Here is a 22,988-nt window from a genome sequence, read left to right as displayed (position 1 = left end):
ATTATACCTACTTTTTTACCTTTGTCAAGGACTTTTTTCCTCTTTACCGAAATTCTGAAAAGATTAGGGAAAGAGCCAGTTAAACTGACTCCTTCTATTTATCTTTCCAATTAGTCGCACGTTCCTCTCCCCACCAGTAAGGAATCAACTCGGCAACCTTAATTGTTTTTCTTGTTTCGTAGTCCATCATGAACTCTGCTTCTTTATTTTCAGCATTCAATTCTAAGAGAAATTCTCTGCAAGCGCCACAGGGCATACCTGATCCTTCGCCGTAAGGAGGTTTATCTCGAAAGGCGAGGATTTTCTTAACTTTAGTTTGTCCTGAAAATTGATACATATTGAAGAGAGCCGCTCGTTCTGCACAGAGATGAAAAACGCCACAAGTGCCCTCCATACAAAATCCTGTGAAGATCTGACCATCTTCTGCTTCTACTGCAGCAACAACATGGTTAGCATAAACAAAGTCAGAAACTTCATGGGGATTGAATAAGGTTCGTGCTTCTTCATACATTTTTTCCCATGTATCCATCGGAAGTCCTTTTTATTTAGAAATCTCTTTCAGCATGTTTTCAATATGCTGGATTGACTTTTCACGTCCGAGTAAGAAAATGGTGTCTGGTAATTCTGGTCCATGCATTTCACCTGAAACGGCAATACGAATCGGCATGAAGAGGTTTTTCCCTTTAATACCTGTTTCTTTTTGAACTGCTTTGATTTGTGGGAAGATGTTTTCTGTCACAAATTCTTCATCTGTCATTGCTTCTAGTTTCGCTTTGAAGGCTTCTAGAACAACCGGAACGGTTTCTCCTGCCATGACCTCGCGCTCAGCGTCTGTCAACTCTGGGAAATCTGAGAAGAAAAGATCTGTCAGTGGAACAATCTCGTCTAGTGATTTCATTTGTGGTTTGTATAGTTCCACCATTTTTTCAGACTTGTCAGTCAATCGTCCTGCTTCTTCAAGGAATGGTTTGGCCATTTCAAAGATAGTTGCCAAGTCAGCTCTCTTGATGTAGTCATTACTCATCCAGTCCAGTTTCTTCTGGTCGAAGGCTGCTGGAGACTTGCTAAGGCGGTTTTCATCAAAGAGTTTAATCAATTCCTCACGAGAGAAGATTTCGTCTTCCCCACCAGGGTTCCAGCCAAGAAGGGTAATAAAGTTAAAGACTGCTTCTGGAAGATAGCCTTTTTTACGGTAGTCTTCGATAAACTGAAGGGTGTTAGTGTCCCGTTTAGACAATTTTTTACCCGTTTCAGAGTTGATGATCAAAGTCATGTGACCGAACTCTGGCGCTTCCCAACCAAGAGCCTCATAAACCATGAGCTGTTTTGGGGTGTTGGCAATATGGTCATCACCGCGGATAACATGAGAAATCTGCATATCGTGGTCATCAATAACAACAGCAAAGTTGTAAGTTGGGTAGCCATCTTTCTTTTGAATCACCCAGTCACCACCGATGTTGCCACCTTCAAACTCGATATCACCTTTGACCATATCATGCCATTTGTAGATACCAGACTCATTAACAGCCAAACGGACAGTTGGGATAATACCAGCTGCTTCACGTTCTGCGATGTAGGCAGCTTTTTCTTCTTCGCTCATACCAAGATATTCATTGATGTAACGTGGTGTTTCGCCAGCTGCTTCTTGGCGTTCACGCTCAGCCGCCAACTCTTCTTCTGTGACGTAAGATTTGTAGGCTTTTCCTTCAGCTAGCAATTGGTCGATGTATTTTTGATAGAGTTCCAAACGCTCAGACTGGCGGTAGTTTGCATGAGTTTCTGGGCTCTCATCCCAATCCATACCCAACCAGCGAAGATTTTCAAGCTGTGAACGTTCTCCATCCTCAACATGGCGTTTACGGTCAGTATCTTCGATACGAATGATAAAAGTTCCACCATGATGGCGTGCGTAAAGGTAGTTAAACAATGCTGTACGGGCATTTCCGATGTGTAGTAGTCCTGTTGGACTTGGTGCGTAGCGTACGCGGATATCTTTTGACATAGTTTCTCCTATAAAGTCTCTAGGCGTCTGCCTTTTTGCTTTCTATATTATATCACAAGTCTCGCCTGAGTCCAATGTCTACGAATAAAGAGAGTAAAAAGAGTGGGCAAGCCACTCTTTTCTTCTATTATAGACGTGCGTTAAGCTCTTTGCTCAATTCTTCAAACCCTGGTTTTCCAAGAAGGGCAAACATGTTGCGTTTGTAGGCTTCAACACCTGGTTGGTCAAATGGGTTGATGGCATTCAAGTAACCTGAAAGGGCAATTGCCAATTCGAAGAAGTAGATAGTGTAACCAAGAGTGAAAGCGTCTTGCTCTGGAAGAGTCACGTACATGTTTGGCACATCACCGTCAGTGTGGGCAAGAAGAACACCGTCAGTTGCTTTTTTGTTTACAAAGTCAACGTCTTTTCCTTGAAGGTAACCAAGTCCATCAAGGTCTTCTTCCAAAGTAGGGATAATCACGTTCTTACGTGGTTTGTCAACACGGACAACTGTTTCAAACATGATACGAGTTCCTTCTTGGATAAATTGACCCAATGAGTGCAAGTCAGTTGAGAAGTTTGCTGAAGTTGGGTAGATACCTTTTTGGTCTTTCCCTTCTGTTCAAGCACCCCTTGTGGATGCATTTGCTGGAAATTCCCTTGCACTGACTGGCTAGTTTGATTGACTTGCCAATCAACCACTGCGTCATCTATTTTTTCTAATTTAGACCCAGAAGCCTGGACTTTTTGTCCAGGCTCTGAATCAATTTTTTAGACTTTTATTTTTCTAAATTGCTTGATTTGAAATTTTATTATGGTTAAGCAGTTTCAAAAATCTGAATGGTAGAATCTTTATCAATTACTACTGCTTGGTCTGCTGCGACATGGAGTGTACCAGGAAGACTCCCCTCTTTTGAACCATCAAAAGAAATCGTGATATGGCCCAGTCCAGTTAAATTTTTTTCTACTACATTTCCCACAGAACTAATTGAATATTCCTGATTATCTACCACCAGCTTGCCGCCTTCTAGTATTGAACCTAGCAGATTTTTGTTATCAATCTTAAAACAATACTCTGCTAAATCTTCCGGCGCTTCTTCTCCAAATAAAATGAGCATATTGGCATCTTGAATCATATTCTGAGCTTCAGGTCCCACTTGAATTACTTTAGCTTCAAAAATTTTCTTCATCTAATTCCTATTTATCCTTTCTCTAATTTGTCTTAAACTTATGCTTATAGATAAGTTTAACATAATAGTTGCTTTGTTTACGTGCATCTATCAAAGGTCTATTGATAAAGACCAATACTAGCTATCCAAGCTACTAGCACCCGCGGAACACCATTGAGAAAGCGTGAATAAAGCACAGAAGGGACACCAACCTCAACTGTTTCAGACTTGGCTTCAGATAGACCGAGTGCTACAGGAATGAAATCACAACCGTTTTGAGTGTTGATAGCAAATATAGCTGGCAGAGCCATTTGGGGCGGAATATTCCCTTTTCCGATTTCGACTCCAATTAAGGTTCCGATAATCTGACTGATAACAGCTCCGGGGCCTAACAAAGGAGATAGGAATGGCAAGGAACAGATAAAGCCAATCAAAATGAGTCCCCAGATGTTCCCCGCTAGGGGAACCATTAATTTTGCCAGCCAATTTCCAACACCTGAACCTTGAATAACCCCAATCAGCAAGGAAACAAAGGCCATGAAAGGAATGATTGTGTTGAGCATTGTTTGGATGGCTTCACGAGCTGCCTGGTTGAAAGTCGCAACGACCTTCCCAGCGCCCATCCCAATTCGTGCTACAATACTTGTTTCAGCTTTTTGCTCTGTAATTTTTTTACTAGTATCGTAAGTTGGCTTTTCAGTTACCACAGTTGTCGCTTTTTCGTCTTCATTAGCAGCAGAAATTTGATTAAGGCCAACTGCTGACACATAGATTTCCTCGGTTATATATTGAGCTAGAGGCCCACTTTTCCCTGTAGCAACAATATTTATTGTAGGGATTCCCTTTTTAGGATAAATACCACAGCGAAGAGTACCGCCACAATCCACGATTGCTAAAGCAATTTCCTCATCTGGGATAGAAGTTTTAAACCCATTAACAGCTTCCATACCGGTCAAATCAGCAATTTTATCTACAATATCTGGCTTTTCTCCGCCGCCAGTAATATAGATGAATTTATGCTTAGCTTCACTAGGTGTAATGACCAAAGGTCCTCCGAAACCGCCATTTCCTTTAACAACTTTTATACTCTTATATGACATAATTTCACTCTTTCTATAAATCAAATGTTTTACTCAAGGTAACACCTTGCTGTTTTGCTACATAAGCAGTTGTAAAATCGGTTACCCAACCACCTACAAAGTTCATGACAAGCCCAACAAGCATGTAACGAATGGCTAAGTCCATTTGACTTAAACCTAAAGTTTGAATTCCTGTCGCAATTCCCATCCATACAAATAATTCCCCAGGATTGATATGTGGAAATACACCATTTGAAGTATGGCAAAACTGCATCTGAGCTGCTACAAAACTAGGTTTATAATATTCTGGTAAGAAACGTCCCATACTGATTGCCATCGGATTTCCCAGCATAAAAGCTGAAATGAAAGGTAAAATCATATACCGGCTAACAGGATTTTTGGCAGAAATCTTAGCCAAGGAATTGACCTTCTCTTCTCCCAAGAAAGCGATAAGGGTATTCATTGCAATCAATAGCATCAAGACAAGAGGTACAATATTTGTCATCCAGCTAATAAAGGTTTCTCCACCTAATTGGAAGAGTTTCATAAAACTCTCTGCAAATTCTGTAATGTGATTCATAAGGAACTCCTTTTCTTATTTTTTTTAAATAACTGTTTAATAGATAATTGTAAGTAATTCGTATAAAAGCCGAATCCCAGAAAAGAATCAGAAGAACTTGTCTCTTTCTCAATACCTGCCTCATGCCAAAGATAGACTTTTCTAGCATCTTCTATGACTGATTGCATCAACTTATTTTCTTTTCTCACAAGAGGATTATACTTGTCAAAATAATGGATGTCTTCTCCGACATAATCATCCATATTTTGAAAACGCGCTAAGATTGTTACTCCTTGCATTTTGCTAGCTTTAAGAACCCGACCGTTTTCATCAACCGCGAACATGACAATCGTACCGGATTTTATTCTTCCGGACTTCCTGCCAATCGCTACGCGCCCCAGTTTTCGGAGCATCGTATAGGTCTTATTGAAGTCTTTGAGTTGCTGCCAGCCGAGGAACATTTGAAATATATAAGCTGCCATGACAAACACAGCGAAAATTATTAGCGAATTCATTAAAATACTCCTTTGCTCTTAGAAAATGATAGAAACTCTGTCTCTGTTTCTACAGCCCTCAATGCTTCTTTTAGAGAAGGCTCTCCTGCAATTCGAAAAATATCGTCATACAATTCCAGCAATTCACTTTCCATTTTTCTTTCAATTTCTGAGGGTATGGCGACTAGAAAGATAAATTCAATCCATTCATCTCCTTTTTGATAAGGCTCTTCTAGTTTTCCGAACATTAAAATAGTCTTTGCATAACCCTGGTTAATTGTATGGGGGAAGGCAATTCCTCCACCAAAAATGGTTGATTGCTTTTTCTCCCTATCAATTATCCGATTTCTAAAACCTTCATCAATCATCTGAAGTTTCTCTAACTCTGCAACCATATTTAGCAAGTATTGCTGATAGGTTTTTTGGGGGCTCAACCGAAGAAAACGTAAGCTGACTGTTTCTAGATTTTTTTGATGAAAAGCATTGGCCCTCTGCCATTCTTCCTGCAGCCATTGATCATCAAAAAGATGATTAACTTGAATGACTGGAGATTTAGAATCTTTATATTTTAGAGGAACTGTCGTAAAAATCGCGAAATAGTCCTGATTCAAATCCACATTAAAATCCTCTTCAGAATACTGAGTAATGTCTACATCATTTCCAAGGACTCGTCTGAGTTGCTGAATAATCATCGTAGCAGTTCCTCTTCCTGTTGTGCAAACTACAGCTATCTGCTTGCGAGAACCCTTTACAGCAGAATTTTGCTTTCTTAAAATCATTTCAAAATACAAAGCCAGATATCCGATTTCAGATAATTCCAATTCAGAACCAAAAATTGCAGATAGTTCTTCTCCAGCTATTTTTGCCATTTCAAAAGCAAAAGGATATTGAAGTTTGAACCTCGCCATGAAATATATCATTAGCTTGCACATGGAAAATCAGTCGATTGATTAAGGGGCCTAGATGAGATTTGATTTCTTCAAATAATTCTTCATCATCAAAGTGAACCAACATTGTTTCTTTGACTTTCTTGACAATCCCTTGAAAAATCTTTGCAAGCTGTTCAGATTGATAAGATGTCTTGCTTAAAGTGTCAATAAAACGGACATTAAACGGAAAACACAAAAAGTCTATCTCAAACTGACTGAGGGAAATCTTATAAGTCATTTCAATATGATAGATTAATTTCTCAGCTAAAGGTGTCTCTGTTAAATCATTCCTATAGTAAGGAATAGGACAATTCAACACTCTAGATGTATGAATACGCTCCACCATAATTGAAATGGTCTTTCGAAGGAGTTCCTGTGTTTCTTTAGGGATTTTATAGTCCTGGACTAGCGTCTCCAGAAAAGAAGATGTTGCCTCAGTGAGTGTCCTTCCTTCAAAGTAAGGAGCCACTTGGTGAATATAGAGCAAGCGCAAATTCAGCTCGCTCCCCAAGACCTCCAGCCCACGGTTGGGCTTTCCTGAAATAGTGATAGAGTAACTCTCTGCCAAAGATTTTACTTGTTTTAAATCCTTATTAAGGGTACTTCTACTAACACCTACTTCCTCAGCCAAGTCGTCAATAAGAAGAGGGGAGGTTGACTCAATTAAACGTTTTAGCAAATAGGCAATTCTTTTACTGGAAGAATTGAAGTCACTCTCCTGTTTTAAACTACCAGATAAAATCCTTTCCAACTCTGTATAGTCATACACTTCTAACATTAACTGATCATCTTGTGCGATAATCTGGATATTAGGAGCCAAAACATCATTTAATTGTTGGATACTCTTTTGCAAGGTTTGCAAGCTAATATCCAGTTCTGAGCGCATATCTACCAAGGAATAAGTTGGCTGCGAGACCATTTTATCTAAAATATTATACCACCGATTTACTAAGGTCAACTCTCTTCCCTACCTTCATTGTTTTAACCGCGAGTTTTACCTCCGGCAATATTTGTAGTGACACCTGTTATATAGCTAGAACGGTCTGAAATATAGAACGCTACAAGATCAGCTACTTCCCGTAGTTTCCCACTCCGTCCCAATGGAGTCGTTGAAGTTGAAGCATAACCAGCTCGAATATCTTCTACCGTCTTTCCACGGGTATAAGCAAGAGCTTCCTCGTAAGAAAGAGTTCGAAGACCCGTAGCTTCCATAATTCCTGGAGCAATTCCAACCACACGTACACCATGCTTACCCAGCTCTTTCGCCCATGAACGAGTGTAACTATAGACTGCTGCTTTTGTTGCAGCATAGGCACTTTGTCCTTCAGAACCTTCCAAGCCTGCTTCTGAAGCCATGTTCACAATTACACCTTTTCCATTTTTCACTAAAATACGTCCTACTGCCTGACTAACCAAATACAAACCTTTTTGATTAATCATTGTTACTTTTTCAAACGTTTCATCGTCTAACTCGTAAGGACCTTTAGGATTTTCTGCATCAATTAATAATCTGGGAACATTAATCCCTGCATTATTGACTACCGCATCAATATTGCCAAATCTTTCAACTATTTTGGCAACACCCTCTTCTACTTCAGAGCGAGAAGTTACATCAACTTTTACAAATAATAGATTCGGGTGACGCAAATCGTTGTCGCTAAGATCAAAATTCGCTACATTGACTCCTAATTCCAGCAATTCTTCAACGATTGCCTTACCGATCCCAGATGACGCGCCAGTCACAAGAACTGTTTTGCCTTTTATGTTTAACCAATCATTCATTTTGATACCTCTCAAATTTTATTTACAAGGCAATTATACAGCGCTTTCATAAAAGAATTAAGACACTCTTTTTTACACTTTTAAAAAAAATAATAAACTAATTAAGAGGCTTGTACTAAAAATCCACAAGAAATGAACTTGTGGATCTTTTTATATTCTAAATGAACTCAAAGCATATGAGAATCAAAGGCGTGCATTCAACTCAGCACCCAGCTCTTCAAAGCCTGGTTTCCCAAGAAGAGCAAACATGTTTTTCTTATAAGCTTCAACTCCAGGCTGGTCAAATGGATTGATACCATTCAGGTAGCCAGAAAGAGCAATAGCCAACTCAAAGAAGTAAATAGTGTAGCCCAAAGTGAACTCATCTTGCTCAGGCAGTGTCACAAACATATTTGGAACTCCACCATCAGTGTGTGCTAACAGCACTCCATCTGTAGCTTTTTTATTGACAAAGTCAACATCTTTTCCTTGCAAGTAGCCAAGACCGTCCAAGTCTTCTGCCAATTCAGGAATCAGCACATTTTTGCGAGGTTTATCTACACGGATAACTGTTTCAAAGAGGATACGGGTACCTTCCTGGATAAATTGTCCCAGAGAGTGCAAGTCTGTTGAGAAGTTAGCTGAAGTTGGATAAATCCCTTTTTGGTCTTTCCCTTCTGACTCACCAGCCAGTTGCTTCCACCACTCAGAGAAGTATTGCAGAGATGGTTCATAGTTAGCTAGAACTTCTGTCAGATAACCTTTACGGTACAAGATATTGCGTACAACTGCATATTGATATGCTTCATTTTCAGCCAACTTATCAGAAGCATAAGCCTTGCGAGCAGCATTTGCTCCTTCCATTAACTTGCTGATATCAGCTCCTGCAGCTGCGATTGGCAAGAGCCCCACTGCTGTCAATACTGTAAAACGACCACCTACACTATCAGGCACTACAAAAGTATCCCAGCCATTAGCATCTGCTTCAACCTTAACTGCACCTTTAGCGCGGTCTGTAGTTGCGTAGATACGTTGGTTAGCTTCTTCTTGACCGTACTTCTTAACCAAGAGTTCTTTGAAGACACGGAAAGCAATAGCCGGTTCAGTTGTTGTACCTGATTTAGAAATCACGTTTACTGAGAAATCTTTGTCTGATACATAGTCTACCAAATCAGCCAAATAGCTTGAAGAGATAGAGTTTCCAGCATAGAGGATCTGAGGTGCCTTGCGTTCTTCCTTTCTTTGCAAGTTTACAAATGAATTATTCAAGAAATCAATAGCTGCACGAGCTCCTAAATAGGAACCACCAATACCGATTACGATCAATACCTCACTATCAGATTGGATTTTAGCAGCAGCCTTTTGAATACGAGCAAATTCATCTTTGTCATATTCTTCAGGTAAGTTCAACCAGCCAGTCATTTCTGCCCCAGGACCTGTACCATTTCTCAGAGCAGAATCTGCTGCAGTCACTTGAGGCTGCATATAATCTAGTTCATGTGGTGCAACAAATTTATCTAATACTTTTGAATAATCAAATTTAATATGTGACATAATATTCCTCCAAAATTTCTTCTCTTCTATCATAACCCTTACCTTAGATTTTTTCAAGTTTTTATACTGAATTTTTCCAAATTTTATCATAATTTAAACATTTGCGTAAAAAATGTTACAATATTAAAATTTGAACGAAATAAGACAAAAAAACGACTAGGTTTCCAGTCGTTACAATTCATTCAATAAATACTCAAATAATTCTAAGTTGCCATCCTCTTTATTGACCAAAAATTCTGGATGCCACTGCAAACCAATGATACGATGCTCGTCGATAGACTCAATCGCTTCGATGGTCTGGTCTCGAGGATCCACCGCTGTCACACGGAAATTAGGCGCCAGATCTTTAATACTTTGACGATGGACTGAGTTGACCTGACTTTCTTTGCCAAACAACTTAGCCACCACGCTTCCTTCCACTGTCTCAATAGAATGAGATGTTCCAAAAGGCAAGCCTTGCCAGTGACCCTCAATTTCTTGGTGGAGGGTGCCGCCAAAAGCAACATTGACCAGCTGAACCCCACGACAGATTGCCATAATTGGCTTATTCTGATGGAGTGCTTCTCTTAAGAGTGCCAATTCAAATTCATCACGAGCAAGGTTGTAATCATCGCTCTCGATGGTTTTTTTCTCTCCATAAAACTGAGGATGGACATTTTGCCCACCTGTCAAGATCAGTTTGTCAATCATTTCCACATAATCGCGAACAACGGACTCATCACCAACAGGAATCACTAAAGGGAGACCGCCGACCTGACGAATGCTCTCTGCAAATTTACAGGATACAGATGAGTGGATGTTTTTCCCTTCTGCATCTACAGGACATAGATTCGCAGCAACTCCTACAACCGTTCTAGCCATGATGTGTCTCCTTTCGATTTTCTTGCGACAGTCTTATCTTATCACTCCAACCCTTTCCTGTCTAATATGTTTTTTTAAAGACCGTGATAAGTATTTTTTATGGATAAGAAAAAGCTGCCCAACGAGGACAACTTCTTTTTTATTCGAAGACAAATTGATTGTGATACAGTTCTGAGTAGAAGCCACCAAGCTTGAGCAACTCGTGATGATTTCCACGTTCAATGACCTCCCCATCTTTGAGGACAATAATCTGATCGGCATTGAGGATGGTCTTGAGACGATGGGCAATGACAAAACTGGTTCGACCTGCTACAACTGCCTCCATGGCATGTTGAATCTTGCTTTCTGTTACGGTATCCACATTGGAAGTCGCTTCATCTAAGATTAGGACTTGGGGATCTGTCATCAAGGTCCGGGCGATGGAAATCAATTGTTTCTGACCAGTTGAGAAGATGTTTTGCTCATCATCAATAAGGGTATCATACTTGTCAGGCAAGCTTTCAATGTAGTCATGAATATGAGTTGCCTTGGCAGCTGCTTCGACCATTTCCTGACTGGCATCTGGCACACCAAAGCGGATATTGTCCCGGATCGTTCCACTAAACAAGACCGAATCCTGCAAGACAATACCGACCTTACTCCGCAGGCTGTCCAAGTCGTAGTCACGAATGTCTTTGCCATCAAAGCAAATGCTGCCTGCATCCACATCGTAGAAACGATTGATGAGGTTCATGATGGTCGTTTTCCCTGAGCCAGTCGGACCGACAACTGCTATCATCTGCCCCTTAGGAGCTGAAATGCTAACATCTTTTAAAATCGGCTTGTCTGGCACATAAGAGAAATCAATGTGACTGATTTCAACGCCTTCTCGCAATTCCGTAAAGGCAGGGGCATTTTGCGGACGAATCTCTTCTTCTGCATCGAACATTTCTTGGATACGATCCGCCCCAGTAAAGGCCAACTGGAGGCTCCCCCAACTCGCAGCCACCTGGATAATCGGCTGGTAGTACTGCTGAGAAAATTGGGTAAACATGACAATCAAACCTAGGGCTGTTGTTGTTTCGATACTTGGATCGTTCAGCAGGACCGCAGAACCAGCAAAAATGACGATGGCCGTATTGACCAAGCTCATCCCATTCATAACTGGAAAGAGGATACCTGAGAACATTCTCCCTTTAAAAGTTGCCTTGCGCACGCGCTCATTTTGCTCCACAAAGCCTGCTACGATATCATCTTGAATTCCTTGTACGATAACAGCTTTCTGTCCAGAAATACTCTCGTCCATGTAGGCGTTTAGTTTCCCAACCTCTTTTTGCTGGAGATTAGTGTACTTGCGGGCCATTTTCACGATGAAGACCAACATGAGAAAGGCCACTGGAGTACTGGCTACTGTTATCAGGGCTAGCGTCACATTTCTTGAAAACATGACAAAAATCAAACCGATGTAAAGAGCAATATTGCTCATGACCTGAACTAGGCTTTCATTGAAGGCTTGAAGGATGTTATCCAAGTCACTCGTAAAGCGAGAGAGGATGTCACCATCCTGATGGCGGTCAAAGAAAGAAACCGTTAAACGAGAAAGTTTGCCAAAGAGGCCCTTACGCATCTCATTTGTTGACTCAGCAATCACACGGGTCATCAAGGTCATGTAAATCAAACTGGATACCACTAAGGCGAGGACAACCAGAGCTAGATTCAGCATCAGAGCTGATAAACTCTGCCAGGCTAGTTCGGAAGTTCCATTTTGATAAGCCAGAACTAGGTTAGCGAGTTCCGTCACTGCTTGACCTGAAAAAACTGGAAAGAGGGCTTGGGCAATCGTCGCAACTGCAACCATCAGAACCACAATGACAAAGGAGAACTTGTAAACTTTAAAATAATTCCAGAAAAATCGAACAGTTTTCATTTTATTCCTCCTTTCCCTTTTGTGTTTCGTAGATTTCGCGGTAGACGGCATTGTTAGCTACCAAGTCTGCATGCCTTCCTTCTCCAATCAAGCGTCCTTGGTCCAAGACCAAAATCTTGTCCGCATGGACGACTGAACTGATCTTTTGAGCGATGATAATGGTTGTTGTCCCTTTCAGGTCTTTGTTTAAAGCTTCCTGCACGAGTCTCTCTGACTTGGCATCCAAGGCCGAAGTCGAATCGTCAAAAATCAGGATACGGGGATTGCTGACAATCCCACGGGCAATGGACATCCGTTGTTTTTGTCCACCAGAAAAATTGGTGCCTCGTTCTTCGACCTGACTCTCAAATTTGTTTTCCATGCGTCCGATAAATTCGCTGGCTTGGGCAATCCGTGCTGCACGTTCCATTTCTGACACGCTGGCATTGCCTTTCCCTTGACGAAGATTATCTGCAATGGTCCCGCTAAAGAGAATAGCACGTTGCAAGACGATGGAAACTGTTTTACGCAAGGTTCCCTCGCTGACGTCTCGAATATCCTTGCCACCAATCTTGATAGATCCCTCCTGTGGATCAAAAAGTCGTGGAATTAACTGAGCTAGAGTGGACTTCCCTGCTCCAGTCGCCCCAACCACACCGACCATCTGACCAGGCGCAATTTCAAAGGTTACATTCTTCAGCATAGGCTCATCATCATTGGGATAGGTGAAGGTTACATTTTCAAAAGAGAGACTTCCTTCTAACTCTTCATCTGGGAGATCTTTAAAGGTCATCGCTGGCTCGGTATCTAGAATTTCGCGGATACGACGCAAGGAAATCATGGCACGACTGACAGAATTCCCTAAAAATCCAACCATGATGATGGTAAAGATAATCTGGCTGAGATAGTTGATAAAGGAAGCAATCGAGCCCACTACAGACGGATCTGACTGAGCCATTCCAGCCACCAACCAGATAGAGAGGAAGACCGCTCCATAGCCGACTAGCATCATAACGGGTTCTATAACTGAGAAGGCATAACCGATATAAAGATTTTGGCCGAGAAGTTCATCAGAAACATCGGTAAATTTGTCAAATTGTGCTTTTTCTTGTACAAAGGATTTGACCACGCGCACACCACGTAAATTTTCTTTGGCGATAGCATTAATCCGTTCAAGAAGGGTTTGAAACTTAGCAAATCGTGGCCCCATCATCCCCATCATGATAGCAGTTAGTGCAAAGATCAAGAGCACCATGAGAACAATCACCCACCAAAGTGATGGAAGAGTGTGAACCGCCAAAATAAAGGAACCGATAAAGAGAAGAGGGAGACGGAAAAGAATTTGAAAAGCCATCATCACCACGTTCTGAATTTGGTTGATATCATTGGTCATACGGACGACAAGGTTACCCGCATTGAATTGCTCGATATTAGCATAAGAAAAAGTCTGGATCTTGCGAAAAGCGTCTTCACGAAGGTCCGAAGACACTCCTTGGGCAATATAGGCTGCAAGTGTCACATTGACCCCTCCTGCCACCAGACCGACTAGGGCTACTCCTATCAGCCATGCACCAATACTATAAATAGCCTCATGTTGACCAGCCAACAATGCCTCTAACACCTCTTGCAAATAGCGCGGTTGCAAGAGCGAGCTCGCAACCATCAAGCCTGTCATCATCAGAGATGCCAAGGCCTGCCATTTATAGGTTTTTATTTTTTTAATGAGCATAATTCCTCCTAATAAAATAGATAAAGGGAGCGACATCCTGCGTCAGCTCCTTCTCATTCGTTCATATTGATGTTATTCTAGCAAAAAAGAGAACTCTTGTCAAAAAAGTCTACTTATTATAAAATAATACGCTTTCACCCACAGCAGATGCATGAAAAGGCTTTTTATGGTAAAATGAAAGGAAGAACTCTTACAAGGAGGAAAAGATGAAGAAACAAACCATCGCTGTCTTGGGTCCTGGTTCTTGGGGAACTGCCCTTTCGCAGGTCCTAAACGACAATGGACACGAAGTTCGCATTTGGGGAAATGTCCCTGAACAAATCGATGAAATTAATAACCAGCATACAAACAAACGCTATTTCAAAGATATCCTACTCGACGAAAAAATCAAAGCCTATCATGATTTAGAAGAAACACTAAAGGATGTGGATGCTGTTTTATTTGTGGTCCCAACAAAAGTAACAAGACTGGTTGCCCAACAAGTAGCAAAGGTGCTCGATCACAAGGTTGTCATCATGCATGCCTCCAAAGGCTTGGAACCAGATAGCCACAAACGCCTCTCAACCATTCTTGAAGAGGAAATTCCAGCTGACCTCCGTAGTGAAGTCGTTGTTGTTTCAGGACCTAGCCATGCTGAGGAAACGATTGTACGGGATATTACCTTGATCACTGCAGCCTCTAAAGATCTTGAAACTGCTCAGTACGTCCAAAATCTCTTTAGCAATCACTACTTCCGTCTCTATACTAATACGGATGTTATCGGAGTTGAAACCGCTGGTGCTCTCAAAAACATCATTGCAGTTGGTGCTGGGGCACTACATGGTCTAGGGTTTGGCGACAATGCCAAGGCGGCTATCATTGCCCGTGGCTTAGCTGAAATCACCCGTCTAGGGGTCGCTCTTGGAGCTAATCCTCTGACTTATAGCGGCCTTTCTGGAGTTGGAGATTTGATTGTAACGGGGACATCTGTCCACTCTCGTAACTGGAGGGCCGGTGATGCTCTCGGTCGTGGAGAATCCCTCGCAGACATCGAAGCAAACATGGGTATGGTCATCGAAGGCATTTCAACAACTCGAGCAGCTTACGAGCTGGCTCAGGAATTGGATGTCTACATGCCAATCACACAGGCTATTTACCGAGTTATCTACGAAGGTGTCAATATCAAAGAAGCAATCACTGACATCATGAGCAATGAATTTAAAGCAGAAAACGAATGGTCATAGACCTTTATAGAAAGGAACATCATGAAACAAAAAGTCAGAAAAGCAGTCATCCCAGCCGCTGGATTGGGAACTCGCTTCCTCCCAGCAACTAAGGCCTTGGCCAAGGAAATGTTGCCAATCGTAGACAAGCCCACTATCCAGTTTATCGTTGAAGAAGCTCTCAAATCTGGTATCGAAGATATCTTGGTTGTTACAGGTAAGTCAAAACGTTCTATCGAGGACCACTTCGATTCAAACTTCGAATTGGAATACAACCTCAAAGAAAAAGGGAAAACAGATCTTCTGAAGCTAGTTGATGAAACAACTGGCATGCGCCTGCATTTTATCCGTCAAACACATCCACGTGGTCTCGGAGATGCTGTCTTGCAAGCCAAAGCTTTCGTTGGAAATGAACCTTTTGTCGTTATGCTTGGTGATGACTTGATGGATATCACCAACGAAAAGGCTGTTCCACTTACCAAACAACTCATGGATGACTACGAGCGTACACACGCGTCCACTATCGCTGTTATGCTAGTCCCTCATGACGAAGTATCTGCTTATGGGGTTATTGCTCCGCAAGGAGAAGGGAAAGACGGTCTTTACAGCGTTGAAACCTTCGTTGAAAAACCTGCGCCAGAGGATGCTCCTAGCGACCTTGCTATCATCGGACGCTACCTCCTCACACCTGAAATTTTCCAAATCCTTGAAAACCAAGCTCCAGGTGCAGGAAATGAAATTCAGCTGACAGATGCAATCGATACCCTCAATAAAACACAACGTGTATTTGCTCGTGAGTTCAAAGGGGCTCGTTACGATGTCGGAGACAAGTTTGGCTTTATGAAAACTTCCATCGACTACGCTCTCAAACACCCACAAGTCAAAGACGACTTGAAAGACTACCTCATCCAACTCGGAAAAGAGTTAGCTGAGGGGGAATAGAAGAAAAACAAAGCTCTTAAATAAGGGCTTTGTTTTTTTGTTGAAGCTTGCAATAAAAAAGCCATCTTTGCAGATGACTTATTAGCAATCGAATCGGTGCTCGCTTTTAACTATTCCATCCCTACACATAGCTCATTCCCTTATAGCATAGGAAAATAGCTAGTGCGATAAAAAGTACAGTTGCTCCGATTCGCTGGCTAGTACTGTACATCCTTCTCTCCCATTTGACTGGGAAGATGACTGCTAGAAAGGCACCGCCTACTGCCCCACCAATATGCCCAGCTAGGCTGATTCCTGGAATTAGAACACTTCCAATGATATTTATCACGAAAAGCGTCAGGTAGGATTGCCCCAACTGCTGAATATAGGGGTTGCGAGTTGCGTAACGCAAGACGATAATCGCAGCAAATAGCCCGTATAGGGAAGTGGATGCCCCAGCAGCGACAACTTTCGGTGTGAAAGCAAACACAAAGAGATTACCCATCATTCCAGATAAGAGATAGAGAAAGAAGAACTGCTTAGAACCGAAAATCTCCTCCACCTGTCGTCCAAGAAAGTAGAGCGAAATCATATTGACAATGAAATGCTCCCATCCAATATGCACAAATATAGCCGAAAAAAGGCGCCATATCTGCTCAGGGAACAGGCGAATGATCGGTCCATACATGGCTCCAAACTGAAGCAGGGTATCTGCTCGTTCAAAATTTAAACCTGTAAGAACCAACATCAAGAGAAAGACCAATGCTGTTACTAGGAGGAAGAAGCTAGTCACAGGATAACGTTTATCAAAGATTTCCTTCATCTATTAGCACCTCCTGGACGGGAATATCATGGTTTTCCGAGTTAAACTCCTGAACTTGACAAGGATAGATTGTACTCATGGTATGCCCAGCAAAATGTTCTAGATAGCGGTCGTAGTATCCTCCACCATATCCAATCCGATAGCCCTCTGTTGTAAAAGCCAAGCCCGGAACATGAATTAAATCAATCTGAGACGGTTCCACCACTTCCAAGTCTCCTTGCGGTTCCAGTAAACCAAAGGAAGTTTTTGCCAACTGCTGCGGATGATAGACCACAAACTCCATGCGCCCCTTGGGATAGGTTTTGGGTATCAAAACCTTCTTGCCGTCCTTCAGCGCCTGCTCAATCAGTTCCTGCGTTTGAAATTCATGAGGGAAGGAGAGATAGGTTGCGATGGTCTTGGCTTCTTGGTAAAAGGGATGTTGTAAGAAACGCTCAGTTAAAACTTGGTCCATAGCCTGTTTTTGTTCCTGAGATAGAGCCTTCATTTCTTGCAAAATTTTCTTGCGTAGTTCTGCTTTCATAGACAATTCCTCTACTCTGCTGCCTTCTTTTTTAAGAAACTAGAGACTGCATCTACCCCAATGGCTATGGCTTCTTCCTTAGGACTCATCTGAGGGTGATGAAGAGCGTAGGGACTATCGATACCTAGCCAGAACATAACGCCATCTACCTTCGAAAGGAGATAACCAAAGTCCTCACCAGTCATAGCAGGCTCGATATCAATCAACTTGATTCCGTCTTTCTCTTCAAAAAAGTCCATCAGTTCACGCGCCAAGGCTGGATTGTTCTCAACAGGTAGGTAGCCTCCTTGCTTGAGTTCTACTTCGACTTCCATATCAAAGGCTGCTGCAACCCCTTCTGCGACTGTCTTGACTCTTTTTTGTACCAAGAGGCTCATGTCCTGAGTCAAGGCGCGAATGGTTCCGTGTAAAAATGCTGTGTCTGTAATGACATTGTTGGTTGTTCCAGCTTGAAAAACGCCAAAGGTCACCACCGCTCCATCGATGGGATTAACATTGCGGCTGACAACTGACTGTACTTGGGTTACAAAGTAACTAGCAGCCACCAAGGCGTCATTGGCTTCATGCGGAAAAGCTGCGTGTCCTCCTTTTCCTTTGAAACGAACCTTCACCTCACAAGTCCCTGCAAAGAGTGTATGAGTGTTGGTCGCAATCTGTCCGACCTTCAGATCCGGACGAACATGGAGACCATAAAATTGGTCTGGCAACCAATTTCCAAAAGCACCATCCTCATACATGAGCATCCCACCAGCTTCATTTTCTTCAGCAGGCTGAAATAGGAAGAGCAAATTATTCTTGGGTTGTTCCTCCAGGGCGCGCTCGAGACAGCCTAAGGCAATGGTCATATGAAAATCATGGCCACAAGCATGCATGCGACCTTGGTGCTGAGAGGCAAAAGATAGACCTGTTTGTTCGACGATAGGCAGGCCATCAATGTCTGTTCGCCAACCAATGGTGCGTTCCGGCTGACTTCCCTGCAAATAAACCAGAATACCTGTCCGCCAAGTACGAATTTGAACAAAATCCTTGCCCGTAGTCAATTTTTCAATCACATCCAGCAAATAAGCCTGAGTCTTGAATTCCTCCAAGCCAATCTCTGGAATCTGGTGTAAATCTCGTCTAGTCTGAATCAAATCTAACATCTATAGATCCTCCTTTTGATAGAAGAAAGAGGCTGGAAAAAGGGTTCCGCCTCTTTTTTACTTTTACAATTACAAGGTACGAAGCGCATCCTCTAGCGCTGTTTTTTGTTGGGTTTGGGCATCAATTTCTTTGATGATACGAGCCGGAACACCTGCTACTACCACATTTTCTGGAACATCTTGGGTAACGATAGCTCCTGCTGCAACAACTGAACCACTGCCGATTTGAACTCCTTCGATAACCACTGCATTGGCACCGATAAGAACATTGTCTCCGACACGGACTGGATCTGCGCTAGCTGGCTCAATCACACCCGCCAAAACTGCACCTGCACCAACGTGGCTGTTTTTTCCAACGATAGCACGGCCTCCAAGGATGGCACCCATGTCAATCATGGTTCCAGCACCAATTTCAGCACCGATATTGATAACAGCTCCCATCATGATAACAGCATTGTCACCAATTTCAACCTGGTCACGGATAATAGCACCTGGCTCGATACGAGCGTTGATTGCACGTTTATCTAGCAAAGGAACTGCAGAATTACGAGCATCTTGCTCGACAACGTAATCTTGATTTTCTACCAAACCTTCAAGAAGCGGAGCGACATCCTTCCAGTCTCCGAATAAAACATTTCCTAGTTTGACAACAGAGCTAGGCACAGCAGATGCGAGTTGCCCCTCAAAGGTTACTTTGACACTGGTTTTCTTTTCCGCATTGGCGATAAATTGGATAATTTCTTGAGCGTTCATTTTTGTAGCAGTCATAGGCGCCTCCTGGTTCGTTATAATGATACCTATTCTACCAAAAAAGGCTTCAAATTTGAAGCCTCAACTATCAAATAAGCATCTTTACTGGGCTTGTTTTGCTTCTTCTACAGATAAAAAAATCATCGGAACGATAATCAACACCATAGCCAAGGCCAAAAAACCATCCATGACCAATCCCAGAAAAAGAACACTTAATAAAGCTGAAGAAAGCGGTTCGCTAGCACTCACAACCGATACAACCAGCGGGGAAACGAGTGACACAGCCTTCATAGATAGGAAGAAGGCAAAAGCAGTACCAAACACGGCAATCGTCAGACAAATCAGCACACTTACCAGATCCACTTGAAAACTTATCCGATAAATAGGGTAGAGGAAATTACTAAAGAGACCTGCCAGAATCATCCCCCAACCAACAGTCGGAACAAATCCGTAGCGCCGTGCAAAGCGTTGGGGAAGGATAACATTAAACATGACCCCTACTGCACTGAGCAAACCTGTCACTAGAGCCAAAGGTGTCATGGATAACTGGGACAAATCCCCTTTTGTAGCCATCAAAAAAACACCTAGCATGGCAATCAAAACATAGAACACAGCTGTAATCGAAGCCTTCTTCTGGTAAATGATTCGATTGTAAAACAGGATAAAAACTGGGCTGATAAATTGCAAAATGGTCGCCGTCGTTGCATTGGAATACTCAACGCAGAGATAGAAGAAAAACTGCACAGAAAAAATACCTAGAATAGCATAGGCTAAAAAAGGTAGATAATTTTTCTTATCACGCCAGATGTCCAACAAGTGGCTACGCAACTGAAAGGCAGATAGACCTAAAACCAAACTCCCCGCCACTAATAAACGCATAGAAGTAATCCATCCAGAAGACACTGGATAATGAGTGAAAAAATACTCTCCTAAAATCCCACAAATCCCCCAGATTAGGCCTGAGAGTAGCGAATATACTGTTCCCTTAACAATCTTTTTCTGATAATGATTCATATTATTATTGTAACACGAAACCAACAAAGAAAAAAGTAGCAACAAGGAGAAATTACTAACCTTGCTACTACTCTTTTTTAACGATTAAATAGACGTGAACGTCCTGAAGAACCACTTTGAGTATTTCCACTTGAACTTGAACTTCCAGAGCTACTGCTTGAACTTGAGCTTGGAGGAGTCACTGCTGGAATGCTTCCTAGAATATTCTTCCATGCGTTCAGATAATCTGCATCGCTTCCTCCAATAGCAAAGCGATAGGTGGTCACTGGGGCACCTTCTTTAGTCGCCCAGTAGCTCGTTACTGTTGATCCAGAAACTTCTATTTCTTTCCCATTGATGGAAACCTTGCCTGGTTTTTGCCCTGTAGATCGGAGAACTTGTGACTTGGTCACACTTGGATCCAGATTAAAGCGCTCATTTCCCCATATTCCAGGTTCAGCTTGTTGGATAGCATTGACCAAGTGGGCCATATAGTTGGCATTGCGGTAGTGGCCTGCTCCTTTGGCTAGTGGTCGGTTGTCATCGTGACCTAACCAGCCACCCAAAGTCAAGCGAGGTGTAGAAAGCATGAGCCACATATTTTCATCTTCATTGGTCGTACCAGTTTTTCCGATCCAGTCAGCACGAGCTAGGGATGGATTGATAGTCGTCAAATCCGTCTGGAAACTTGAAGTAATCCGAGATGAAATGACATCTCGAAGGAGACTTTGCATGATGGTTGCTGTCGCTTTTGAATAAACTTGGACAGGCTCATCCTTGTGCTCGTATACCAGTCGGCCATCCGTTGACTCGATCTTCGCGATCATATGTTTCTTATGGTAAACTCCATTGTTGGCCAGAGTTTGATACCCGTTGGTATGCTGGGCAACTGTAACGTCAATCCCTCCACCCATCGGTAAACTTTCAATCCCATATTCTGGGATTTCGTAACCCATTTTTTCCATATAGCCTTTGACATCAACACCCTTCTCTCGAAGCGTACGATAAGTCCAGTAGGCCGGGATATTCCATGAGTAGTTAAGGGCTTCTCCCAATGTCATCATGCCTGTACCAGGACTATTGACATACATGATAGGATTTCCATTTGAAAAGTTGGTAGGATAGTTTGATAAGATACTTGCACTTCCCATCAAACCTTGGTCAATAGCGATACCATAGGCCAATATAGGTTTTGTGGTTGAAGCTGGAGAACGCTTGGTATCGATAGCGTGATTGTTCTGATTTTCTTGATAATTACGGCCACCAACAAATCCAAGGATAGCTCCCGTTTGGTTGTCCATGAGGACATTCCCCACCTCAGGCTGGCCTGTCGAATCATCTAGCAGATAGCCGTAGGTCGCAACCGCATTTTGCATCGCAGCATGAACATTTTTATTGATAGTTGTCGTAATCTTATATCCACCATTTTCAATTTCCTTAGTGGCTAAATCACGATAGGATTTCTGAATGGACTCATTCTTTAATTCTTGCGCAGAAACATTATCTCGTTGAACGAGGTAGTCGTACATGCGGTCAGTAGCTTCTGCCAAGGTTGCATAGTAGAGATAGTCACGCGAAGTACCACTAACACTACCTGATGGTAGGAAGTCTTTCTTAAAGTCATAATCTTTGTACTTATCGTAGTCTTCCTGACTTAGAGCCCCTGTCCGGTACATATTGTAGAGGACATCCTTGGCACGCTTAATTCCCAGAGCCATGTCCTCATCACTCTTCATGCTACCATCAGATTCATAAGGAGAATAACTGATTGGACTCTGTGGCAATCCTGCGATAAAGGCAGCTTGAGGGACCGTTAAATCCGAAGCATTGACCCCAAAGATTCCTTCTGCAGCCTGCTGGGCACCTGCAATATTTTGGCCTTTATGATTGCGACCAAAAGGAGCTATGTTAAGGTAGGTTGTCAAAATCTCATCCTTACCCATGGCCCGTTCTAAAGCTAGAGCATCAATAATCTCTTTAGCCTTACGAGCTAGAGTTGGAGCATCCCCCACCACTTGCTGCTTGATGACCTGCTGCGTCAAGGTCGAACCACCACTAGACGAGCCTAGACCGACAAAGGTTCCCAAGGTCGCACGAATAACGGCCTTAGGCACAACCCCCTTGTGCTCATTGAAATGCTCGTCCTCTGTCGCAACAATGGCTTTCTTAAGGTTGTCTGAGATAGCATCTGAAGCGACTGAAGTGCGCAATAAATCGCCCTCGATCGAGGCAATGGTACTACCGTCAGAATAAGTGATTTCTGAGATGGAGGCAATATCCTTCACTTGCTTGACCAACTCTTCTGCTTGAGGCACCTGGGCCTTGTCAAATAGAGCGACTCCATAACCCATAGCCACACCAGCGCCAAACAGTCCACCGATAAAGCCTAAGATAAAGAGAGTATTAAAGACTATTTTAAACCCACTTAAAATCTTAGCAAAAATAGACCCTGCCCTTCCAACTTTGTCAGAAGAGGTCCCCTTTTTACCGGTTTTCTTATTAGCCAGTTTTTCTGCTAGTCTTTTCTTCCATTTTGCAATTCGTTGCATTAGCTGCTGGAAAAAATGCAGCATTTTTGTTTTTAATTCATTAATTCTTTCTTTCATGAATGTCCTCGCTTCCTCTATTAT

General features: G+C 42.4%; 19 protein-coding genes and 2 pseudogenes. 2 read left to right on the top strand and 19 right to left on the bottom strand.

The window, feature by feature from the left end:
- Positions 1-94: 94 nt before the first annotated feature.
- The 13 genes and pseudogenes from MK395_RS09225 to MK395_RS09165 form a co-directional block, all read right to left on the bottom strand.
- Positions 95-529 (bottom strand): cytidine deaminase family protein, encoded by a 435-nt coding sequence (locus MK395_RS09225; RefSeq protein WP_125398070.1) that lies wholly within the window; start codon positions 527-529, stop codon positions 95-97.
- Between the two features lie 12 nt (positions 530-541).
- On the bottom strand, positions 542-2,002 hold the full coding sequence (gltX, locus tag MK395_RS09220) for a glutamate--tRNA ligase (RefSeq protein WP_268711725.1): 1,461 nt from the start codon (positions 2,000-2,002) through the stop codon (positions 542-544).
- 127 nt (positions 2,003-2,129) lie between these two features.
- Positions 2,130-2,606 (bottom strand): annotated as a pseudogene (gene pgi / locus MK395_RS09215) (glucose-6-phosphate isomerase); the annotation flags it as partial.
- A gap of 196 nt (positions 2,607-2,802) precedes the next feature.
- A complete protein-coding gene (locus MK395_RS09210) occupies positions 2,803-3,174 on the bottom strand; it encodes a PTS glucitol/sorbitol transporter subunit IIA (RefSeq protein WP_049484834.1) in 372 nt (123 codons plus the stop codon).
- 98 nt (positions 3,175-3,272) lie between these two features.
- Positions 3,273-4,253, bottom strand: a complete 981-nt coding sequence (srlE, locus tag MK395_RS09205; protein ID WP_009660130.1) for a PTS glucitol/sorbitol transporter subunit IIB — start codon at positions 4,251-4,253, stop codon at positions 3,273-3,275.
- Positions 4,254-4,266: 13 nt separating this feature from the next.
- Positions 4,267-4,812 carry a PTS glucitol/sorbitol transporter subunit IIC gene (gene srlA, locus MK395_RS09200; RefSeq protein WP_049484835.1) on the bottom strand — a complete coding sequence of 182 codons (546 nt, stop codon included), beginning with the start codon at positions 4,810-4,812 and terminating at the stop codon, positions 4,267-4,269.
- Entirely contained in the window at positions 4,809-5,306 is a 498-nt protein-coding gene (locus MK395_RS09195; RefSeq protein ID WP_002902102.1) for a transcriptional regulator GutM, read from the bottom strand. The genes srlA and MK395_RS09195 overlap by 4 nt, the downstream gene beginning before the upstream one ends.
- Positions 5,306-7,133 (bottom strand): annotated as a pseudogene (locus MK395_RS09190) (BglG family transcription antiterminator). The gene MK395_RS09195 and the pseudogene MK395_RS09190 overlap by 1 nt, the downstream one beginning before the upstream one ends.
- Positions 7,134-7,195: 62 nt before the next feature.
- Positions 7,196-7,996, bottom strand: coding sequence for an SDR family oxidoreductase (locus MK395_RS09185; protein WP_038804195.1), 801 nt, complete (start codon positions 7,994-7,996; stop codon positions 7,196-7,198).
- Positions 7,997-8,179: 183 nt separating this feature from the next.
- The gene (locus tag MK395_RS09180; RefSeq protein ID WP_000018239.1) at positions 8,180-9,529 is read right to left on the bottom strand and encodes a glucose-6-phosphate isomerase; all 1,350 of its coding nucleotides are present in this window, start codon (positions 9,527-9,529) and stop codon (positions 8,180-8,182) included.
- A gap of 171 nt (positions 9,530-9,700) precedes the next feature.
- Entirely contained in the window at positions 9,701-10,390 is a 690-nt protein-coding gene (locus MK395_RS09175; RefSeq protein ID WP_049484836.1) for a gamma-glutamyl-gamma-aminobutyrate hydrolase family protein, read from the bottom strand.
- Between the two features lie 139 nt (positions 10,391-10,529).
- A complete protein-coding gene (locus tag MK395_RS09170; protein WP_049484837.1) occupies positions 10,530-12,296 on the bottom strand; it encodes an ABC transporter ATP-binding protein in 1,767 nt (588 codons plus the stop codon).
- A 1-nt stretch (position 12,297) separates the two neighbouring features.
- Positions 12,298-14,004: an ABC transporter ATP-binding protein gene (locus tag MK395_RS09165; RefSeq protein ID WP_070657016.1), complete on the bottom strand. Its 1,707-nt coding sequence runs from the start codon at positions 14,002-14,004 to the stop codon at positions 12,298-12,300.
- A gap of 206 nt (positions 14,005-14,210) precedes the next feature.
- Here MK395_RS09165 and MK395_RS09160 point away from each other — a divergent pair, with 206 nt between their 5' ends.
- Both MK395_RS09160 and galU read left to right on the top strand, forming a co-directional pair.
- Complete coding sequence (locus MK395_RS09160) at positions 14,211-15,227, top strand: NAD(P)H-dependent glycerol-3-phosphate dehydrogenase (RefSeq protein ID WP_049484839.1); 1,017 nt, start codon at positions 14,211-14,213, stop codon at positions 15,225-15,227.
- A 21-nt stretch (positions 15,228-15,248) separates the two neighbouring features.
- Complete coding sequence (gene galU, locus MK395_RS09155) at positions 15,249-16,148, top strand: UTP--glucose-1-phosphate uridylyltransferase GalU (RefSeq protein WP_217971036.1); 900 nt, start codon at positions 15,249-15,251, stop codon at positions 16,146-16,148.
- A 121-nt stretch (positions 16,149-16,269) separates the two neighbouring features.
- Here galU and MK395_RS09150 read toward each other — a convergent pair whose 3' ends face one another.
- The 6 genes from MK395_RS09150 to pbp1b form a co-directional block, all read right to left on the bottom strand.
- Positions 16,270-16,950 (bottom strand): rhomboid family intramembrane serine protease, encoded by a 681-nt coding sequence (locus tag MK395_RS09150; protein WP_000658476.1) that lies wholly within the window; start codon positions 16,948-16,950, stop codon positions 16,270-16,272.
- On the bottom strand, positions 16,934-17,473 hold the full coding sequence (locus tag MK395_RS09145) for a 5-formyltetrahydrofolate cyclo-ligase (RefSeq protein WP_268711724.1): 540 nt from the start codon (positions 17,471-17,473) through the stop codon (positions 16,934-16,936). Before MK395_RS09145 ends, MK395_RS09150 begins: the two co-directional genes overlap by 17 nt.
- A gap of 11 nt (positions 17,474-17,484) precedes the next feature.
- A complete protein-coding gene (locus MK395_RS09140) occupies positions 17,485-18,615 on the bottom strand; it encodes an N-acetyldiaminopimelate deacetylase (RefSeq protein ID WP_268711723.1) in 1,131 nt (376 codons plus the stop codon).
- A gap of 69 nt (positions 18,616-18,684) precedes the next feature.
- Positions 18,685-19,383 (bottom strand): 2,3,4,5-tetrahydropyridine-2,6-dicarboxylate N-acetyltransferase, encoded by a 699-nt coding sequence (dapD, locus tag MK395_RS09135; protein WP_084856266.1) that lies wholly within the window; start codon positions 19,381-19,383, stop codon positions 18,685-18,687.
- Positions 19,384-19,467: 84 nt separating this feature from the next.
- Positions 19,468-20,379, bottom strand: coding sequence for a DMT family transporter (locus MK395_RS09130; RefSeq protein WP_268711722.1), 912 nt, complete (start codon positions 20,377-20,379; stop codon positions 19,468-19,470).
- Between the two features lie 77 nt (positions 20,380-20,456).
- On the bottom strand, positions 20,457-22,964 hold the full coding sequence (pbp1b, locus tag MK395_RS09125; protein WP_125389036.1) for a penicillin-binding protein PBP1B: 2,508 nt from the start codon (positions 22,962-22,964) through the stop codon (positions 20,457-20,459).
- Positions 22,965-22,988 lie beyond the last annotated feature (24 nt).

Origin of the sequence: Streptococcus oralis, from assembly GCF_026782085.1 — a bacterium.
Classification (GTDB): Bacteria; Bacillota; Bacilli; order Lactobacillales; family Streptococcaceae; genus Streptococcus; species Streptococcus oralis_DA.
The sequence above is the reverse complement of the archived record's forward strand: the minus strand, read 5'-3'. Positions and strand labels throughout refer to the sequence as shown.

Bases quoted from the DNA above. Each gene is read 5' to 3' on its own strand.
- MK395_RS09225 (WP_125398070.1), bottom strand. From the start codon at position 529: ATGGATACATGGGAAAAAATGTATGAAGAAGCACGAACCTTATTCAAT.
- MK395_RS09140 (WP_268711723.1), bottom strand. From the start codon at position 18,615: ATGTTAGATTTGATTCAGACTAGACGAGATTTACACCAGATTCCAGAG.
- MK395_RS09145 (WP_268711724.1), bottom strand. From the start codon at position 17,473: ATGAAAGCAGAACTACGCAAGAAAATTTTGCAAGAAATGAAGGCTCTA.
- MK395_RS09175 (WP_049484836.1), bottom strand. From the start codon at position 10,390: ATGGCTAGAACGGTTGTAGGAGTTGCTGCGAATCTATGTCCTGTAGAT.
- MK395_RS09210 (WP_049484834.1), bottom strand. From the start codon at position 3,174: ATGAAGAAAATTTTTGAAGCTAAAGTAATTCAAGTGGGACCTGAAGCT.
- dapD (WP_084856266.1), bottom strand. From the start codon at position 19,383: ATGACTGCTACAAAAATGAACGCTCAAGAAATTATCCAATTTATCGCC.
- MK395_RS09170 (WP_049484837.1), bottom strand. From the start codon at position 12,296: ATGAAAACTGTTCGATTTTTCTGGAATTATTTTAAAGTTTACAAGTTC.
- MK395_RS09150 (WP_000658476.1), bottom strand. From the start codon at position 16,950: ATGAAGGAAATCTTTGATAAACGTTATCCTGTGACTAGCTTCTTCCTC.
- MK395_RS09160 (WP_049484839.1), top strand. From the start codon at position 14,211: ATGAAGAAACAAACCATCGCTGTCTTGGGTCCTGGTTCTTGGGGAACT.
- MK395_RS09130 (WP_268711722.1), bottom strand. From the start codon at position 20,379: ATGAATCATTATCAGAAAAAGATTGTTAAGGGAACAGTATATTCGCTA.
- MK395_RS09180 (WP_000018239.1), bottom strand. From the start codon at position 9,529: ATGTCACATATTAAATTTGATTATTCAAAAGTATTAGATAAATTTGTT.
- srlA (WP_049484835.1), bottom strand. From the start codon at position 4,812: ATGAATCACATTACAGAATTTGCAGAGAGTTTTATGAAACTCTTCCAA.
- MK395_RS09165 (WP_070657016.1), bottom strand. From the start codon at position 14,004: ATGCTCATTAAAAAAATAAAAACCTATAAATGGCAGGCCTTGGCATCT.
- MK395_RS09185 (WP_038804195.1), bottom strand. From the start codon at position 7,996: ATGAATGATTGGTTAAACATAAAAGGCAAAACAGTTCTTGTGACTGGC.
- gltX (WP_268711725.1), bottom strand. From the start codon at position 2,002: ATGTCAAAAGATATCCGCGTACGCTACGCACCAAGTCCAACAGGACTA.
- MK395_RS09195 (WP_002902102.1), bottom strand. From the start codon at position 5,306: ATGAATTCGCTAATAATTTTCGCTGTGTTTGTCATGGCAGCTTATATA.
- galU (WP_217971036.1), top strand. From the start codon at position 15,249: ATGAAACAAAAAGTCAGAAAAGCAGTCATCCCAGCCGCTGGATTGGGA.
- pbp1b (WP_125389036.1), bottom strand. From the start codon at position 22,964: ATGAAAGAAAGAATTAATGAATTAAAAACAAAAATGCTGCATTTTTTC.
- srlE (WP_009660130.1), bottom strand. From the start codon at position 4,253: ATGTCATATAAGAGTATAAAAGTTGTTAAAGGAAATGGCGGTTTCGGA.